The organism is Rossellomorea aquimaris, from assembly GCF_000935355.1.
In the GTDB taxonomy this organism is placed as follows: domain Bacteria; phylum Bacillota; class Bacilli; order Bacillales; family Bacillaceae_B; genus Rossellomorea; species Rossellomorea aquimaris_B.
This window is the reverse complement of sequence record NZ_JXZC01000011.1, coordinates 1-18826: the sequence shown is the minus strand read 5'-3', so window position 1 is coordinate 18826 and position 18826 is coordinate 1. Positions and strand designations below refer to the sequence as shown.

At 43.0% G+C, this 18826-nt stretch carries 19 protein-coding genes; 13 read left to right on the top strand and 6 right to left on the bottom strand.

The window, feature by feature from the left end; genetic code table 11:
* Positions 1-25 precede the first annotated feature (25 nt).
* Positions 26-1288, bottom strand: a complete 1263-nt coding sequence (locus tag TV75_RS18605) for an NAD(P)/FAD-dependent oxidoreductase (RefSeq protein ID WP_044340312.1) — start codon at positions 1286-1288, stop codon at positions 26-28.
* 199 nt (positions 1289-1487) lie between these two features.
* Between TV75_RS18605 and TV75_RS18600 the strand changes: the two genes are divergently transcribed.
* Complete coding sequence (locus tag TV75_RS18600) at positions 1488-3107, top strand: putative polysaccharide biosynthesis protein (RefSeq protein ID WP_044340311.1); 1620 nt, start codon at positions 1488-1490, stop codon at positions 3105-3107.
* 138 nt (positions 3108-3245) lie between these two features.
* On the opposite strand, the gene TV75_RS18595 is transcribed toward TV75_RS18600, so the two are convergent.
* A complete protein-coding gene (locus tag TV75_RS18595) occupies positions 3246-3470 on the bottom strand; it encodes a hypothetical protein (protein ID WP_082051358.1) in 225 nt (74 codons plus the stop codon).
* A gap of 172 nt (positions 3471-3642) precedes the next feature.
* Here TV75_RS18595 and TV75_RS18590 point away from each other — a divergent pair, with 172 nt between their 5' ends.
* Positions 3643-4347 (top strand): pseudouridine synthase, encoded by a 705-nt coding sequence (locus tag TV75_RS18590; protein ID WP_374057060.1) that lies wholly within the window; start codon positions 3643-3645, stop codon positions 4345-4347.
* A 204-nt stretch (positions 4348-4551) separates the two neighbouring features.
* On the opposite strand, the gene TV75_RS18585 is transcribed toward TV75_RS18590, so the two are convergent.
* Positions 4552-4773 carry a DeoR family transcriptional regulator gene (locus tag TV75_RS18585; RefSeq protein ID WP_044340309.1) on the bottom strand — a complete coding sequence of 74 codons (222 nt, stop codon included), beginning with the start codon at positions 4771-4773 and terminating at the stop codon, positions 4552-4554.
* 734 nt (positions 4774-5507) lie between these two features.
* On the opposite strand from TV75_RS18585, the gene pepV reads away from it, so the two are divergent.
* The 3 genes from pepV to TV75_RS18570 are packed head-to-tail and all read left to right on the top strand — an operon-like array spanning position 5508 to position 8082.
* Positions 5508-6914: a dipeptidase PepV gene (gene pepV, locus TV75_RS18580; protein ID WP_044340308.1), complete on the top strand. Its 1407-nt coding sequence runs from the start codon at positions 5508-5510 to the stop codon at positions 6912-6914.
* A gap of 21 nt (positions 6915-6935) precedes the next feature.
* Entirely contained in the window at positions 6936-7790 is an 855-nt protein-coding gene (gene dat / locus TV75_RS18575) for a D-amino-acid transaminase (RefSeq protein WP_044340307.1), read from the top strand.
* A gap of 13 nt (positions 7791-7803) precedes the next feature.
* The gene (locus tag TV75_RS18570; RefSeq protein WP_044340306.1) at positions 7804-8082 is read left to right on the top strand and encodes a hypothetical protein; all 279 of its coding nucleotides are present in this window, start codon (positions 7804-7806) and stop codon (positions 8080-8082) included.
* Between the two features lie 73 nt (positions 8083-8155).
* On the opposite strand, the gene cysK is transcribed toward TV75_RS18570, so the two are convergent.
* Positions 8156-9085, bottom strand: a complete 930-nt coding sequence (gene cysK / locus TV75_RS18565; protein ID WP_044340305.1) for a cysteine synthase A — start codon at positions 9083-9085, stop codon at positions 8156-8158.
* Between the two features lie 166 nt (positions 9086-9251).
* On the opposite strand from cysK, the gene thpR reads away from it, so the two are divergent.
* From thpR to TV75_RS18540, 5 genes are all read left to right on the top strand, one after another.
* Complete coding sequence (gene thpR / locus TV75_RS18560) at positions 9252-9812, top strand: RNA 2',3'-cyclic phosphodiesterase (RefSeq protein WP_044340304.1); 561 nt, start codon at positions 9252-9254, stop codon at positions 9810-9812.
* 14 nt (positions 9813-9826) lie between these two features.
* A complete protein-coding gene (locus tag TV75_RS18555) occupies positions 9827-10795 on the top strand; it encodes a nuclease-related domain-containing protein (RefSeq protein ID WP_044340303.1) in 969 nt (322 codons plus the stop codon).
* Positions 10792-11745 (top strand): diacylglycerol/lipid kinase family protein, encoded by a 954-nt coding sequence (locus TV75_RS18550; protein WP_044340302.1) that lies wholly within the window; start codon positions 10792-10794, stop codon positions 11743-11745. The genes TV75_RS18555 and TV75_RS18550 overlap by 4 nt, the downstream gene beginning before the upstream one ends.
* Positions 11739-13883: a type I pullulanase gene (gene pulA / locus TV75_RS18545; RefSeq protein ID WP_044340301.1), complete on the top strand. Its 2145-nt coding sequence runs from the start codon at positions 11739-11741 to the stop codon at positions 13881-13883. The genes TV75_RS18550 and pulA overlap by 7 nt, the downstream gene beginning before the upstream one ends.
* Before the next feature lie 187 nt (positions 13884-14070).
* A complete protein-coding gene (locus TV75_RS18540; protein WP_044340300.1) occupies positions 14071-14844 on the top strand; it encodes a phosphotransferase family protein in 774 nt (257 codons plus the stop codon).
* Between the two features lie 4 nt (positions 14845-14848).
* Here TV75_RS18540 and TV75_RS18535 read toward each other — a convergent pair whose 3' ends face one another.
* The gene (locus TV75_RS18535) at positions 14849-15127 is read right to left on the bottom strand and encodes a YtzH-like family protein (RefSeq protein WP_044340299.1); all 279 of its coding nucleotides are present in this window, start codon (positions 15125-15127) and stop codon (positions 14849-14851) included.
* A 241-nt stretch (positions 15128-15368) separates the two neighbouring features.
* On the opposite strand from TV75_RS18535, the gene trmB reads away from it, so the two are divergent.
* Both trmB and TV75_RS18525 read left to right on the top strand, forming a co-directional pair.
* Entirely contained in the window at positions 15369-16013 is a 645-nt protein-coding gene (trmB, locus tag TV75_RS18530; RefSeq protein WP_044340298.1) for a tRNA (guanosine(46)-N7)-methyltransferase TrmB, read from the top strand.
* Between the two features lie 142 nt (positions 16014-16155).
* A complete protein-coding gene (locus TV75_RS18525) occupies positions 16156-16998 on the top strand; it encodes a YtnP family quorum-quenching lactonase (RefSeq protein ID WP_044340297.1) in 843 nt (280 codons plus the stop codon).
* A gap of 93 nt (positions 16999-17091) precedes the next feature.
* On the opposite strand, the gene TV75_RS18520 is transcribed toward TV75_RS18525, so the two are convergent.
* A complete protein-coding gene (locus TV75_RS18520) occupies positions 17092-17406 on the bottom strand; it encodes a PepSY domain-containing protein (protein ID WP_044340296.1) in 315 nt (104 codons plus the stop codon).
* A gap of 262 nt (positions 17407-17668) precedes the next feature.
* Between TV75_RS18520 and TV75_RS18515 the strand changes: the two genes are divergently transcribed.
* Entirely contained in the window at positions 17669-18742 is a 1074-nt protein-coding gene (locus TV75_RS18515; RefSeq protein ID WP_044340295.1) for a M42 family metallopeptidase, read from the top strand.
* The last annotated feature ends 84 nt before the right edge of the window (positions 18743-18826 follow it).

Below are 18826 nucleotides of genomic sequence, written 5' to 3'. Positions count from 1 at the left end.
AGGATCAACCTTTCTTTTTTTACTATCATACCTTCGCCGCATTCAACCCCGCAAGGCGTCCGGTTACGAGGGCGGAAGTGATGTTATAACCACCTGTGTATCCATGGATATCAAGCACTTCCCCGCAGAAGAAAAGGCCATTCATTTTTTTCGAAGCCATCGTTTTCGGCTCGATTTCTTTGATGGACACCCCTCCGCCCGTTACAAAGGCCTTATCGATGGATAGTGTCCCGTTCACATTGAAAGTGAATTGTTTTAAGAGCTTTGCGAAATGGCGGATTTTCTCTGAAGAGATGTGATCCCCTTTTTCATTGTGATCGATTTCTGCACGATCCAGTAAGAACAGCAGATATCGCTCAGGGACCAGCCCTTTGAAGATATTTTTCGCCGCTTTCTTCCCTTCTTCCTTTACCTGCTTGTTGATAGATTGGAAGAGCTGCTCTTCATTTTGATCAGGCATGGAATCGATCTGCATAGCGACATGTGTCAGGTTCCATTTTTTCATGGCCTTCACCACATATTGACTGCATCGGAGCACGGCCGGTCCGGAAATCCCTAAATGAGTAAAAATCATATCCATTTTATGCGTGATGATTTTCTTTCCCTTAGGGTTCAATACGCTTAAATCGACGCTCCTTAAAGAAAGGCCCTGAAGCTCTTTCTTTTTAATAAAAGGCTCGTCCGACGTAAGGGGAACTTCTGTCGGAAACAGATCCGTGATTGTATGACCGGCTTTCGTCGCCCATGGATATCCGTCCCCAGTGGATCCGGTATGGGGAACGGATTTTCCACCGACCGCGATCACGACAGCATTTGCAGTGATCGTTTCCCCATCTTTTAAGAGGATGCCGACCGTCTCGCCGTTTTCATATAACACTTCCTCGACACTTGTGCTTGTCCGGGTGTCGATCTTCAATTCCTTCATGCGCGTCAATAACGCTTCGACCACATCCATGGCCCGGTTCGAAACCGGGAACATTCTTCCGTGATCTTCTTCTTTTAGTTGAATACCAAGTTTCTCAAAGAAAGAGATGATATCTTCATTATTAAACTCAGAAAAAGCGCTGTATAAAAAACGTCCGTTCCCCGGGATATGTTTGATGATTTCCTCAACGGGGAGCCGGTTGGTCACGTTGCAGCGGCCGCCTCCTGAAATTGCGAGCTTTCTGCCAAGCTTGGTTCCTTTATCTACAAGAAGGACTTTCGCGCCGTTTTCCCCGGCTGCGATACTGGCCATCAGGCCGGATGGTCCGCCGCCTATGACGATGACATCGTATTTCTTTACCATAATTTTTCACCAACTTTACCTATTCGCTTCTTATTAAGAAGTTTCACCTTATTTTAAATGGGATAGGTTTTAAATACAACATTCGAAAAAAATTGTCATTCGATTCGTACAGTAGTAAACTACTGATAGTGTGTAAATTTCTGAGTTTGATTTTATTTTGTTTGTTTAACGGGCAACAAGATATATAGAGAGGGATACTATGTCATCTAAATTAATAAGAGGAACGTTTATCTTGACGTTAGGGACCTTTATTTCTAAGTTTTTAGGTCTTTTTTATGTTATACCGTTTGATGATTTGTTAAAAGGTCATGAAGAAGGGGCATCCCTTTATCAGTATGGGTATGTACCTTATACCATTTTTCTGACTGTGGCTACTGCGGGAGTGCCGCTGGCCGTTTCGAAATTTGTCTCAAAATATAATGCCATAGGGGAATATGCCGTAGGGCGAAGGTTATTTAAATCAGGCCTGGTGTTAATGACGTTGACGGGGATTGTATCATTCCTCATTATGTATGCATTTGCGCCGGTTTTTGCTGAAATGACGATTAAAAGTGACGAGCAGGTGATATCAGTTGCACAGGTAACAACGGTCATACGTGCGGTAAGCTTTGCACTGATCATTATTCCGTTTATGAGTTTGATTCGGGGATTCTTCCAGGGGCATCAATCCATGGGCCCGACGGCGGTTTCCCAGGTGATTGAACAGATTGTCCGTATTGTGTTCTTACTCGGGGGAATTTATGTTGTATTAAATATAATGGATGGATCAGTGACGACCGCCATCGCCGTAGCCACATTTGCTGCATTTGTCGGTGGACTGGCAAGTCTTGGTGCTTTGATTTGGTATTGGTTTAAACGAAAGCCTCATTTAGATGAGTTGTTAGAGGAAGATCGCGGTCAGGAAGAGATTTCATTACGATCGATGTACAAGGAAATCATCGCTTATTCGATTCCGTTCATTTTTGTGGGGCTCGCCAATCCATTGTTTCAACTGGTCGATCAGATCACCTTTAATACAGCGATGGCGGATATCGGAAACGCAAAAATCTCTGACCATGCCTTCGCCGTGTTAAACTTCTATACTCATAAGCTGGTGATCATTCCGGTGTCCTTGGCAACCGCCTTTTCCATGACGCTGATTCCTTTGATTACGACATCTTATACGAGCGATGACCGGAAAACAATGCGCAGAAACATCGACCAAACGTTTCAAATCCTATTGTTTCTAACCGTTCCGGCAGCTTTGGGAATCGCGCTTTTAGCTGAGCCGACGTATACAATGTTCTATCACAGCGACGAATTAGGAACGTCTATTTTAAGATCGTATGCACCTGTTGCGATACTCTTTGCTTTATTTGCCGTTACGGCAGCGATTCTTCAAGGAATCGACGAGCAGAAATTTACCATTTTCAGCTTGCTTGTCGGCTTACTTCTCAAGCTTGTCCTGAACATTCCGCTGATTCGCTTGTTCGAAACTCAAGGGGCAGTCATCGCCACTGTGATTGGATATGCGGTAGCGATTCTAATCAATTTATACATCATTAAAAAATACGCGAGATATCAATTCCGATTGATTATGAGAAGAACCATGTTCATTGGAGCCTTGAATGCCATAATGGCAGTGGTGGTATTGGTGCTATACAGTGTATTGGTCCAATTCCTTAATCCGGAGTCCGGATTCCAATCGATTATTCTCGTTGCAATCTGTGGAGGAGTGGGAGCACTCGTTTACTTCTACTTAAGCTTAAGAAGTAAATTGGCAGATCGATTATTCGGAGATAAAGTAACGAGAATTCGCAGTAAACTTCGCATAGGGTAAAGAAAAAGGGATGATACATGCCGATCATCCCTTTTTTTATTGAGAGTTTATTTAGTAGAGCAGGAGGGTTGATTTGCCCCCGTTATTTGAATGATTGCGTCGATTTCGACATTGTTGGACCATTAAAAAATCCGAATACTAATTGTTATAATATCCAAGCTGTCTTTCAAGTCGCTCTACTTTTCTTTCTAAGCGGTCGACTCTACGGTCCAGACGCTCATATTGTCTTTCGAGTCGGTCTAACCGGTCGTTGACGCCGCCATAACCTTGACCAGGAAACCCCGGATATCCTTGACCGCCGCCTCCAGGGAGTGGAATAGGGATCAATAGCCCACCTGAACCTTGTTGTCGATATGGATACATATGTTTCACCTCAAATATTTTTTTCATAGTTGCTTACCTTTAGTAGCCTATGTTAAGAATAGAAACATGAATGGGTAAGTGCCTATGGAAGGGTCAAATCACTAATAAAATCAGCATTGAAGAAAAAGAAATTAACATAAACGGAGCGTGAGTAATTTTGAGAATAGATAAAATGCTTGCCAATATGGGTTACGGCAGCCGGAAGGAAGTAAAGAAATTATTAAAGGATGGCGGTCTTCAGGTCAATGGAGAAGTCATTAAGGATGGAAAGGTACATATCAATACGGAGAAGGATACGGTGATGTTGTACGGAGAACAGGTCGAGTATCGTGAATTCATCTATCTTCTCATGAATAAGCCGCCTGGTGTAATCTCAGCAACTGAAGATGGACAGGATGAAACCGTCATTGATCTGCTTCAATTGGAAGATCAAATATTCAATCCTTTTCCGGTTGGACGACTGGATAAGGATACAGAAGGTTTCCTTCTCATTACGAATGACGGTCAATTATCTCATCAGCTCCTTTCTCCGAAGCGCCACGTTCCGAAAACGTATTTTGCCGTGATTGACGGGGAAGTGACGGAAGCGGACGTGGAAGCTTTCAAAAATGGAGTCACGTTGGATGATGGTTACGAAACTAAGCCGGGGAAATTAACGATTTTAAAATCCGGTATAACCTCTGATATTGAATTGACGATTACAGAAGGTAAATTCCATCAGGTGAAAAGGATGTTCGAAAGCGTAGGCAAGCGCGTCATGTATTTGAAGCGTTTGACGATGGGGCCACTTGAGCTGGATAAAGACCTGGAGCTTGGCGAATACCGTGAGCTGACGGATGAGGAAGTCACGCTCCTTAAGGAATACAAGCCGGAATAAACAAAAAACGGGGCAGCACCCTTTGGTAAAGGTGCTGCCCCGTTTCTTTTTTATGAAATTTTAAGTCCGCTATTCTTATTGTTCAGCTCCGGCGGCTAGTCCCTCGAGGTCATAAGCCAAGAACGCCAAAAAGGCAAAAACCCGCCTTTTCGGCAGGTTCGTCTTATGCTTGTCGCCTCTGGGCAAAGCCCTTCCGCTTTTCGTTTATGATGTCATCTTTACTTTCTTCTCCGTAGTTGTCCACTGCCCCCGACTCGGGCTCTGGACCAGGTCATTATAGGCTAACACGTTGAGATCTCTTTGTATGGTGCGAGGAGTAATGCCAAATTCGTCTACAAGATCTTGAGTTGTTACAGTACCCTTTTGTTTAATGTACATGTATACAGCTTTGATTCTAGTGAGCATACGATTGGTTGAAGGTTTCAAAGAACCACTCCCTCATCATTTTTCCGAAAGGCAAAGACTACATGCGACATTTGTGCACCTCACGTGCTACCATATGTACTATGCGCTTTAGACAACCCCTTTTCTACATATAAAGTTTACTCATAAGATGTCAGACAATTACATTGTAACCCTAATCCGACAAAATTTCTAGAATATTGTCCAAATTTACAAACAATTTACGTAGTAACTCCTGGCTGTATTCCTAAGATATGAATAAAATGCTAAATATATGTATTTTTATCTTATAAAGTTCTATTCGTATAGATGATTGCCATCTCACATGAGAAAGGAAGTAGTGGATTTGCGCTAGAGGACAAGTGTAGGAACAAAAACGTGGACCGTTCCTTTCCGCTCCAGGCACAAGATTCCCCGGGGAGGAAGTCAAGCCTCCTCGGGCTTTGCCCTGCGGGGTCTCGACCTTTCCTCTATTTCCCGCAGGAGTCAAGTGCCTTCCGCTACAATCCACTCTGTGCTTCTGAATTCGGACTGCCTAAAATACACAAAAATAAAAAAATTGTAGATACGTTGAGCGTTTGTTTCAAAAACAAATTATTTCATAGGAGCACCAAGTTAACTTCACGATCAGGCACACGCTGATTGACTGAGCCCTGCACTTACATAGTCATTCTACCGGATTCTCTCTGTTTGGATTTCCCCATGAAACAGTATAAAATGATAAGAGAAGTAAATACATATAGAGCAGGTGGAAATGAATGAGTATTAATTGGACGAATGAAGTAGAGAAGCGGAAAGACGATTTGCTGAAGGATCTGCAACATTTCCTGCAAATTAAAAGTGTGCTGGATGAAGAGAATGCGACTGAAGATGCGCCACTTGGCAAAGGGGTGAAGGAAGCTCTCACCTACCTGTTAGCATTAGGGGAGAAAGACGGATTCACTCCTAAAAATGTCGACCATCTTGCAGGGCATTTAGAATTTGGTGAAGGGAAGGATCTCCTCGGTATCCTTTGTCATGTGGATGTTGTGCCAGAAGGGGATGGATGGAGTGTCGACCCATATGGCGGTGAGATAAAAGACGGTAAGATTTATGCCCGTGGAGCGATCGATGACAAGGGTCCTACAATGGCTGCTTACTATGCCATGAAAATCGTAAAAGATCTTGATCCCGCCTTTAATAAGCGGATCCGGATGATCATCGGAACAGATGAGGAAAGTGACTGGAGATGTGTAGAGCATTATTTCAAAAAAGAAGAAATGCCTACAATGGGATTTGCTCCTGATGCCGATTTCCCCATCATCCATGCAGAAAAAGGGATTGCCGACTATGATTTAGTTCAAACAATCCCGACGGATGCGTCCCAACCGGGCATAAAAGTCCTGTCCTTCGAGTCGGGCCGCCGCTACAATATGGTTCCTGACTATGCAAAGGCGGTCCTTCTAGTGGATGAGGACCATACAAAATGGGTTCAAAACTTTGAAATTTTCACAAAGGAAGAAGATATCAAAGGCAACTATTACATTGAAAACGGAGAGCTTGTTTTTGAAGTTGAAGGTGTGTCTTCCCATGGAATGGAGCCTGACAATGGTAAGAATGCGGGCCTCTATTTAGCAGCTTACTTATCTCAGCTGCCTCTATCATCTCAAGGAGAAGAGTTCTTTACGTTCACGACAAAGCATTTCTTTAAAGATTCAAGAGGGATCCAGCTAGGCGTGAGCTATCGGGACGATATTACAGGAGATCTAACGATCAACGTAGGGAAGCTTCGCTATTCAGATGCTGAAGGCGGACGATTAGGATTGAATATGCGTTATCCTGTAACGTTCGAGATGGAAAAAGGAAAGGCGATCATTGAGAACATAGAAGGCTATTCAATCGAAAACTTTTCGGATAGTAAACCTCATCATGTGTCTAAAGATGATGAACTCGTTCAAACGCTGAAAAAAGTATATGAGGATCAAACCGGTGAAAGAGGCGAGTTATTAAGCATCGGTGGAGGGACTTACGCCAGAAGTTTAGAGGCGGGTGTAGCCTTCGGGGCATTGTTCCCCGGCCGTGAAGATATTGCACATCAGAAGGATGAATATATGTATATAGAGGATCTCCTTAAAGCAACGGCTATTTACGCTCAGGCCATCTATGAATTAGCATGTGAATCTTAAGAGAGACAAGGGGAGAGTAGTATGAATTCAGTATTTATTAATGGGGAAGTTGTGGATCGTGACAATGCAAAAATCGATATAGAGGACCGAGGGTATCAATTCGGGGATGGGATCTATGAAGTGATTCGCGTGTACGGAGGAAACACGTTCACGATGAAGGAGCATATGGAGCGGCTTTACCAAAGTGCTGAAAAGATGAAACTGGCTATTCCATATTCAGAAGAAGAACTGACTGGGCATCTTCTGAAGCTCATCGATTCCAATCAAGTGAAGGACGGGATCGTTTATTTACAAGTGACTCGCGGTGTGTCTGCCCGTCAGCATCATTTTCCTTCGGGAGATGTAATAGGGAGTGTCGTTGCCTATACGAAGGATTTTCCAGTTCCTTCTCAACAAATGGAGCGTGGTGTAACAGCAAAGCTTTTGGAGGATATCAGGTGGCTCCGATGTGATATTAAGAGCTTGAATCTTCTTGGAAACCTGCTGGCAAAGGAGGAAGCTGCTTCCGAGGGGCATTTTGAAGCGATTCTGCACCGTGGTGATACGGTAACGGAAGGCTCTTCTTCAAATGCATTTATGGTGAAAGACGGTGTCATTTACACACATCCCGCGACAAACTTGATTCTCAATGGTATTACGAGAAGAGTCATTGAAGGTTTATGCAAGGAAAATAAGATCTCTTTTCAAGAAGAGGCGTTCCTTGTACGTGAGCTTCTCGAAGCGGATGAGGTATTCATTGCAAGCACGACTTCAGAAGTAATGCCCGTCATTAAGATTGATGAGCAGACGATCGGCGATGGAAAAACCGGTCCTGTAACGAAAAGGCTGCAGGTACTCTTTAGTGAAAGAAAAAGGGAGCAAAGCCCGGTAAAATAGTTGGAGGCTTTACATGAGATTGATTTGTTCACAACCATTTATGAAGACAGAACGAAGAATAGAAGACAACCAGCAATTCACGGTAGAGACGGAGGAGCATCTTTATTTATATGTGGATCGAATCGAGACTCCTACGAAAAGTTTCACCATCAAGGACGTGATGGATGTGACAAGCAAGCCTTTGTCAGCTTACTATACTTTCTTGTATCTTCACACGATTGAAGGAGTATGGACGTTCGTTGTAAAGTCTTCTCCTGAACATTTCATCACCCAGTATCATAAGGTCAGATAATCATAAGAAAGAGGCTGCGCAGTCATGGGCGCAGCCTCTTTTGTATTGTCCGGCTCGATGAGCGGTTTTGTCATTAAAATCTAAACAGGTCGCTTGAAAGATATCTTTCTCCTGTATCACAGGCGATGCACACGACTACATCTTCGGGTGATAATTTCTTTGCCACTTCAATGGCTGCATAACAAGCGGCTCCTGATGATGGCCCTACGAGAATTCCTTCTTCGCTGGCCATTCTGCGGGCGATATCGTAGGCATGCTCGTCTTCGATTTTATGAATTTCATCATACACTTCCGTATTTAGGATATCTGGAACAAATCCGGGACTCGTCCCAACTAATTTATGCTTCCCTGGCTTTCCTCCAGAAAGAACCGGAGATCCCGCCGGCTCCACTACATGAACGGCAAGATCGGGGTAGTGCTCTTTTAACACTTCACCTGTCCCTGTAATCGTGCCCCCGGTTCCCGCAGTCGCAACAAATGCAGATAATGGCTTGCCGATTTCTTTCATGGCTTCGACAATCTCGAGAGCCGTCGTTTTCCTGTGGGCATCCGGGTTCGCATCGTTTTCAAACTGCATCGGCATGAAGCTGTTTGGGATTTTCTCTGTTAATTCTTTCGCTTTTTCAATAGCACCCGGCATTTTGTCATCTCCAGGTGTCAGGACTACTTCAGCTCCATATGCCTTCAACAAGTTAATACGCTCTTGAGTCATTGTATCGGGCATCACTAGGATAGCACGATATCCCCTTGCAGCTGCATTCATGGCAAGGCCGATACCGGTGTTTCCACTTGTAGGTTCTATGATGGTCGAGCCTTCTTTTAATAACCCTTCCTTTTCTGCTTCGACGATCATTTGAAAGGCTGCACGGTCCTTCACACTTTTACTCGGATTATAGAATTCCAATTTAACATACACATCCGCCCCATCAGCAGGATTGAGGCGATTCAATTTGACAAGGGGGGTGTCCCCGATCAATTCAGCAATATTTTGTACAACTTTCATGTTCAACTTCCTTTCAGAAAACGTTTCTTATACTATCGTACTAATTCAGATAAATCTTATCAAATAAATGCGCTTTGTATTTCATTTTTATTGCATTTCTCCCTGGTCATTCTCTCTCATGACACATTTTGCTAAAATGGTAGTAACAAATGAAAGGACGAGTGATATGTTGAAAGCTCACTATTTCTTTGCTCTTTCCCTGTCTCAAGAAACGAAACGCCATATCCAAAAGTGGACGCAGCCCATGAAGGATGAGAATTTCTTTAAGAACTGGGTGCACCCACAGGATTATCACCTTACACTGGCCTTCTTGGGGAGTGCGGATGAACTTCAACCCGTGATCCATAAAGTAGAGGCTCTCGAGTGTTCTGCTTTCCCTTTAACCCTTGATCACTTCGGCATCTTTGGCAAAAGTGATTCACCCAGAATACTTTGGATGGGTGTTCAGCCATCAGAAGCATTACAACGGGTTCGGGACCGTGTGTATAGTTCGTGTGAAGAAGCGGGCTTTCAATTAGATAAGAGACCTTTTTCTCCGCATATCACAGTAGGGCGAAAGTGGAATAATGCTTTCCCGTTTACAACCGAATGGTTGAATACGTTTCAGCCGACGCATACCCACTCCTTTACAGCAGGAGAAATTGTGTTATTTCAAACTCACTTAGATAGACTCCCGAAGTATGAAGCCATTTACACGAAATCATTACAGGCAAATCGACCGTCATGAAAGGATAGATTCATATGGCACAGCTGATTAAACTTCAAGATTACGTTTCCAGGTACGAAATGGATTTATATAGATATCCTTCCCAATTTGTCCGATTAAAAAAGCAGCAATGGGAAAAAATGAAACAACATTGGGAAAATGGTGATCATCCCCCGGTTACACCAATCATTAAGGATGAAGTGCAAGAAGAGGAAAGGAACTCCATGAAGGAGAAGCTCTTTTCACTCTTTATAAAGAAAGATCCTGGAGAAGAGGAGCAGCCAATTTCTACTGAGGGGAATGATGATGAAATTGAAATTGAAATGGATTCACACCAAGATATCTCTACAGAGGAAGAATTAAAGGTTTCCTTCCTGGACCTTGTATTTGATTTTCAGTTGAGGTGGGCAAGCTCCACGCTTATGGAGAAGTCCTATGTGGATAACAGCTATCATTATGACGAGCGGTTACGCTATTTGCTTCAGCGCTTCCCGGATAACATATTCGTGATGTACAACCCGGTTCTGAAAATTAAACATGCACCAGTAGAACTCGAAACCATTCTGATCACGCCGACAGGAATCTGGTGTTTGACCTTTCTTGAATTTGAGGAAGGAACCGCCTATATAGGATCGGGCGAACGATTCTGGTTGAAAAAATGGGGAGATGTCGAGACAAAGGTATTAAACCCTATAATCGGGCTCAGGAGGATGGAGAGCATACTCCATCAGATCATCCAATATGCAGGAGTGGAGCTCCCTATCTATAAAGGTGTAATAAGCAGGAATGGATACATAGATTACCCACAGGCTCCAGGGGGCATCCAGTTTCTGGACAAGCGGCTGCACAACGAATGGTTCCAGCAGCAGCGCTCAAGCTCTTCTCCAATCAAGAGTGTGCAGCTGAAAGCGGCACAAGCCATCATGGAGTATTGCCAAACTACTTCTTTCAAAAGACTTCAGTGGGAAGAACAAGCTGTTGGATCAGATGAGAATCAACAATGAAAACGATTTTTATCGTGAATCCTTCTGCAAAGAATCATCATTCCTTATCTTCCTGGAATCGATTTAGTCAAACCATCGACATCCCCCATGAAATTTTTGTGACGGAGCAGCCCGGGGACGTAAAGAGCATTGTCGCAAGTAAGGTCAACCAATTTCCTGAGGACTTGCTCCTTGTAGTGGGAGTCGGTGGAGATGGCACCATGAACTCTGTGGTCAATGGAACAATCGGTTTTGACAAGGTCGTTATAGGGTATATTCCATCAGGAAGTGGTAATGATTTTGCAAGAGGCTATAAATGGCCTAACAATCAAAAACAAGCATATACCTTAATAAAGCAAGGATTACAAAAAGAGGATATCGTGCTTCTGGATTCTGGGCAATATACCATGAACAGCGGACCAAATGGGCATTTCGTGAATAATATAGGAATAGGCTTTGATGCCCAAGTTGCCCGGAAGGCCAATCGTTCTTCATTTAAAAAATGGTTGAACAAATGGTCCCTTGGGCAGCTGATCTATCCTATCCTTCTTTGTAAGGAAGCGTTTACGTTTAAACCTTTTACTCTTTCGATAACAGTCGATGGAAAAGAACAGCGGTTCCACAAGGTATGGTTTGTGACGATTTCGAATCAGCCTTTTTTCGGGGGAGGTATGAAAATCGCCCCGCAGGCCTGTCCGCGAGATGGATACATTGATATGACTCTCGTCCACGGGTTATCGAGGTGGAAATTACTCTTGGTCTTTTTATCCGTATTCTTCGGAAAACATACGGCTTTCAAAGAAGTCAGCACGTGTTCGGGAAAAAGGATGACAATTCAGTCGAGTCAGGATGTACCTGTTCACGCAGACGGAGATACAATTGAAGAACTAAAGAAGGCTGATGAATTGAAGGTGCATGTTCTTCCAATGAGTTGGAAAATGTTAAACAGAAGTGGGTGGCAGAAGTGTTAGTCATTAGCAGGCATTACGATGCGTTTTTAGATACATTCAATACGATTACAATGATTCTTCCGTACGATTATCATGAAGGTAATTCCAGTCACTTCTCCCTGATGAAGGGAAGTGAAAAAATAGCTCTTCACATTGAAGAAAAGATTCCCTTGAATGATGCCATGAAATATGTCACGACGATCCAGGGTGAAAAGGTAATCTTAGGTGAAATGTATGAAGTGGTAGATGAACATAACACAAAGACAGACCTGCAGATCGGGGCGGTCATTAGAACAGAAGAATTTGATCAACGCTATTATTACGACGGGGATGACCTTGGTGTTACATACCAAGAAGGGTGCACCGTGTTTAAAGTATGGTCTCCGACGTCAACAGAGGTAAGATTAAAACTGAAATCCCCTGATGATGAAGAAATCCAGTATCCTTTTACGAGAGTCGAGAACGGCGTATGGGAATGCAAGGTGAATACGGATGTAGATGGGTATTATTATACGATTCTAACGTGCATTAATTTAGTGTGGGATGAATCAATCGATCCATACGCTAAATCCGTTTCATACGGTAGTGAATGGGGACGTGTGATAAACCTGGATAAATGTGAGGCACTTTCCTCTCTTCCGCCATTATCATCCCCTACGGATGCAGTCATTTATGAACTGAACATCCGGGATTTCTCAGCTCAAAAAGAAAGCGGAATGAAATACAGGGGAAAGTATCGTGCTTTTACAGAAAAAGGGACTTCTACTCCAAGAGGATTCAGCAGTGGGATCCAGTATCTGAAGGAACTGGGGATCACCCATGTTGAACTGCTTCCTGTAAATGATTTCGATGGCGTAACGGATCACCCTGAAGATAAAAGCTACAATTGGGGATACAATCCTTTGTTTTTTAACGCACCGGAAGGAAGCTACAGCTTAAAACCTGAAGATCCCTATGAGCGAATCAATGAACTGAAAAGCGTGATTCGAAGCCTTCATGAAGAAAATATCAGGGTCATACAGGATGTGGTGTATAACCATGTTTTCATTCGGGAGAATTCATCTTTCGAAAAGCTCGTGCCAGGATATTTCTTCCGTCATGATGAAAATGGCTTACCGTCAAACGGCACTGGAGTGGGAAATGACTTTGCGTCAGAACGCCTGATGGCCAGGAAGTTCATCGTTGATTCGATTCTTTATTGGATAGAAGAATACGGTGTCGACGGCTTCCGTTTTGATCTCATGGGAATTCTTGATATTGAGACCATGGCGACAATCCGTGAAGAAGTGGAGAAGGTCTTGCCGGGAGCGATTCTAATAGGTGAAGGTTGGGACCTGAATACGCCTCTGCCCACTCATCAAAAAGCGAACCTGCGTAACGCCCATCAGCTTCAAGGAATCGGTCAATTCAATGATTGGTTCAGGGACACCATTAAAGGAAGTACCTTTAACTTATATGACAAAGGATTTGCCCTCGGTCACGGTCATTTGGAACAAAAGGTAGAACTCGTCCTGACGGGAAGTGTCGGGATGAAAAGTGGAGAAAGAGGACTCTTTAAAGAACCGACCCAATCGGTCAACTATGTGGAATCACATGATAACCACACCCTTTGGGATAAAATGAAGGCTTGTTTAAATGAAGATGAAGAAACCCTTATGGATCGCCATAAATTGTCAACGACGATGGTGCTGTTATCACAGGGAATCCCTTTTCTTCATGCAGGACAGGAGTTCTACCGAACGAAAAAGGGCATTGAGAATAGCTACAATTCTCCAGTGGAAATCAATCAATTAGACTGGATTAGAAGAGAAGAATATGATGATGTGGTCCAATACGTTAAAGCGCTGATCCAAATCCGTAAAAGTCACGGCGCCTTCCGTTTCCATAAGAGCGGCTTGATCCGGGAGCATGTGGAAGTATCCCATAGCATTGAAAATCTTGTCGTCGTTCATTATCGGAATGTACACCCATATGGTCCGTGGAATGAGATCTTCATGGTCTTTCATTCTGATACGAAAAAATGTGAGTATTCTCTTCCGGAAGGAAAAGATTGGATTTGTTTGTCAGATGGTAATCGGGCAAATGTAAAGGGTCTTTATGAGGTAGAAGTGCCAACCATAACCCTTGAACCCGTCTCTTCCTATGTATTTGTAAGGTAACAGTTCATTCCAGTGCTTGACGAAAACGCAAGATGACGATAAAATCTTAAACAGATGGCTATTGATTGTATTGCCCAATAGCTGTCTTTTTTATTTTATAAAACCTTTTTTACAATTAATAATTGAATTTAAAAATATCGTAAATGAACATATAAACATGACAAAGGACCAATAGAAGGTGAATATATTGGAACACTTATTTGACCAAGATTGGGAAATAGTCCCCGCAGGCGGTGCAACCGGAGAAGCGTTCTTTGCTCAGTATCAAGAGCAGAGATTATTTCTTAAACGTAATTCTTCTCCCTTTGTAGCTGTATTATCAGCAGAAGGAATTGTGCCTAAGCTAGTTTGGACTAAAAGAATGGAAAACGGGGACGTCATAACGGCACAGCACTGGTTAAATGGGAGAGAACTAAAGCCTGAAGAGATGAAGGATGAAAGAGTGGCCAGGCTCCTCAATAAGATTCATTCCTCTAAGCCGCTTTCAACAATGCTTGAACGCTTGGGGAAAGAGCCGTTTCAACCCGAGCATATGCTCACGGAAGTGGAAACAGGCTTAGAATTCGATCTTCTTTCATTACCAGTTATCAGAGAGGCGCTCCTGTTTCTTCAAAAAGAGCTTTTGGATGTTCAACAAGAGGAGTATGTGGTCTGCCACGGAGATGTTAATCATAACAACTGGCTGCTGTCTGATTACAACCAGTTGTATTTAATTGATTGGGATGGGGCCATGATTGCAGACCCGGCCTTTGACGTAGGTCTGTTATTATACTGGTATATCCCTGAGGACCAGTGGGAAGGCTGGTTAACTCAATACGGCGTTGAGTTAACCGATAACTTAAAGCTGCGAATGAAATGGTACGTGGTGGCACAAACGATTTTATCCATTCAGTGGCATAAAGGAAAAGCTCGATTCCACGAGATGAATCATTGGATTGAATACCTGCACAAGGTGATCTGATTTATTAAGAGTAGCTATTCATATCCGTAACCCATTGGGACAAGTTTTCTTGATTGGTCGTAATATGGTTCGATAAGTCGGGTGAGGATATCCCGCTTTGACTGTACTGATAAATTTCCTGCAGGACAGGTTTTACGTTTTCATGAATATCAGCGTTAACCATCAATGACTTCACCAATCGTTCAACTTGCTCACATTCAGATACCGAACCGCAGCAATCCGCACTGTGATTGCTTAAGATATCTGATAATAACTGCATTTGATTCTGTGAATTTAAAGGCATAGAGTACACCCTTTCATTTTCGTCTCTCAAAGATTTAAAGAAAACACGTACTTTTTCAGCCCTTCAAAATGACCAGACCCGAAAAAGGAATTCACTAATAGTGTGTGAATTCCTTTTTCAATTATGCGCACTTTTTGAGGGACGGACCTCTGAAGGTGTGGTGATTTGCTCTATTTTGGCTCTTGCACAGGAAGGATAGTCATGGTATGTTTTTTTCGATAATAAAAAAAGAGGTGTCTACATGCGTTTACGTAATAAACCGTGGGCTTCTGAGAAAATCAGTGACCATCCACAGTATGTGGTGGCAGAACCCCAAGAGATAAAAGGTCAATGGAATAAAGAGTTCGGTAATGAAAATCCTATCCACATCGAGGTAGGAACAGGAAAAGGTCAATTTGTCACGGAAATGGCCAGAGCCAATCCGGACGTTAATTATATTGGAATCGAATTATATGAAAGCGTCATTGTAACAGCTCTTGATCGTTTAATCGAAGCTGAGCTTCCGAACGTAAAGCTGTTAAATGTCGATGCAAAGAATCTGACTGAATACTTCGCATCAGGAGAGGTAAGCAGAGTGTACTTGAACTTCTCTGATCCATGGCCTAAAAACCGTCATGAAAAGCGCCGATTGACGTATAAGGACTTTTTGAAGCTCTATGAAGATGTGTTGATCAAGGGCGGAGAAATCCACTTTAAGACAGATAACCAAGGCCTATTCGAGTACTCATTAAAGAGCTTCTCATGGTACGGCCTGCATCTGAATTTCTTGAGTCTGGACCTTCACAACAGTGAGTTCGAAGGCAATATCATGACAGAATACGAAGAAAAGTTCTCAGCCAAAGGACAAAGAATCTACCGGGTTGAAGCAAAATATCAAAATCAATAATTCAATGCTAAAACAGCTTTGCGATCTCGCAGGGCTGTTTTTTTATATTTTCATGAGTGTTACCAGCCACCTTAAGCATCCACCTATAAGTTGTCCATAAATTCTGATAAAATAAAAGGGTATGAACAAAGGAGGAGTCATAATGGAAACGATGAAAGTTGGAGATCTAACGATACACTGGCTGAATGGAGGCGTCACTCACATGGATGGGGGAGCTATGTTTGGAGTGGTTCCGAAGCCTCTTTGGTCAAAAAAATATGCTGTGAATGATTTGAATCAAATCGAATTACGAACCGATCCCCTCTTTTTCCAATGGGCAGGCAAGAACGTATTAATTGAATCCGGTATTGGTAAAGGGAAGCTGAATGATAAACAAAAGCGCAACTATGGAGTGCACGAAGAGTCGGATATCGAAGCCTCCCTGGAAGCTCTGGGCTTGACGCCGGATGATATTGATGTGGTGCTGATGACTCACATGCATTTCGATCACGCATGCGGATTAACGAAATATGAGGGAGATGAGCTTGTATCTGTGTTCCCTAATGCAATCATTCACACCTCCCAGGTGGAATGGGATGAAATGAGAAATCCTAATATCCGTTCCCAAAATACATATTGGAAAGAAAATTGGGAAAGCATTCAATCTCAAGTCGAGACGTTCCAGGGAGAAAAGGAAGTCCTACCTGGAATCACAATGGTACATACAGGAGGTCACAGTGACGGGCATTCGATCATCCTTTTAGAGAAAGACGGAGAGAAGTTCATTCATATGGCGGATATCATGCCTACTCACGCACACAAAAATCCACTCTGGGTACTCGCTTACGATGATTATCCGATGACGTCCATCAATGCCAAAGAAAAGTGGATCAATCAAGCAATTGAAGGACAATACTGGTTCCTTTTCTATCATGATGCGGTGTATAGAGGGATAAAGTGGAATCGTGATGGAGAAGTCATCGACAAGGTACTGAGGGGAAAATAAACGCAAAAAGAATGATCCCGGGACTGTAAGTAAGTTTCGGGATCATTCTTTTATATTAACCGTTTGTCGTTCTGACCAGGCGGCTCGGCTTATCTATCCTAAAGGATAAACGTCGATAACCGTCCCCGTATACGCATCGGCTAAAAACTCATATTGCTCAAGCTCCCCGTTTTTTCTTCTGGATACGCCACCTTTATAGACTTTCGTGGTGAGGGAGTGCTTTTGATAATCTTCAGGCTTCATCCCGATCCAGGAGCCATCGATGTTCCCATCTTTTTTAAAAGATAGTTTAACATCCTTTAATACTTTTTCTGCAGAAACGAAGCTTGAGTCATCCAATTTTTCTTTAATGAAGTATCCGCCAACTGCTCCGATTCCGATTCCAATCATGAAAGATTTCCAATTCATCGTTTATTCCCTCCACAGGCATTGAGTATTTGAAATGTTTCTCTGACAAGGTTAGGGGGGGTTGATCAAACATCCCATCCGTTCTCAGGGGATCTGCGCCACCCTTTGCCATTCTCGATTATTTTCCATCTATAGGTACATTCTATCAAAGATATAATAAAAAAGAGAACTGCTTTTCTTCTCAATTGGTGGTAAGACGTTCGAAAGTTCTGTAAAATAAGATTATACATAAAGTAGATTTTATATAAAAGGGGCATATGACATGAAACAAGATACGTTGGAACTATTTAAAACATTGACTGAATTGCCTGGAGCACCTGGTAATGAGCATGCGGTACGTAAATTTATGAAAGAACAATTATCCAGGTACTCAGATGATATTGTGCAGGATCGTTTGGGTGGAGTGTTTGGAGTGAAAAAAGGCAACGGCCAGGACCCTGTTGTCATGGTTGCGGGACATATGGATGAAGTAGGTTTTATGGTCACGTCCATTACGGATAATGGAATGATCCGTTTTCAAACCCTTGGCGGCTGGTGGAGTCAGGTACTGCTTGCCCAGCGTGTTCAAATCATTACGGCTAACGGCCCTATTACGGGTGTGATCGGAAGTATCCCCCCTCACTTGCTGGGAGAAGAACAACGCAGAAAGCCAATGGATATCAAGAATATGCTCATTGATATCGGGGCGGATGACCGGGATGATGCACTTGAAATCGGGATTAAGCCAGGGCAGCAAATTGTTCCGATTTGTCCATTTACCCCTATGGCGAATGAGAAAAAGATTCTTGCGAAAGCCTGGGATAATCGTTATGGGTGTGGGTTGTCCATTGAGTTATTAAAGGAGCTTCAGGGAGTATCTCTTCCAAACACGCTTTATTCCGGAGCTACCGTTCAAGAAGAAGTAGGATTGCGTGGTGCCCAGACAGCGGCCAATATGATTAATCCCGATATCTTTTTTGCCCTCGATGCGAGTCCCGCAAATGATATGTCAGGGGACAAAAATGAATTCGGCCAATTAGGGAAAGGGGCTCTCCTTCGCATCCTTGACCGTTCGATGGTAACACACAGAGGCATAAGGGAATTTGTCCTCGATACAGCTGAATCAAATGATATTCCTTATCAGTATTTTGTTTCACAGGGTGGAACAGATGCAGGAAGAGTCCATATGTCGAATGAAGGGGTCCCAAGTGCAGTTGTTGGTATCTGCTCAAGATATATCCACACTCATGCATCCATGATCCATGTAGATGATTACGCCGCTGCCAAAGAACTGATCGTAAAGTTGGTAAAACAATGTGATCGTTCTACAATCGAATCGATCAAATCGAATTCATAATTGACTCATCTAAAAACAACGCTCTTTTCGCAAAGAGTGTTGTTTTTCAACCTACGTTCTGTAAGGCTCTGTCAATTAGTGAGT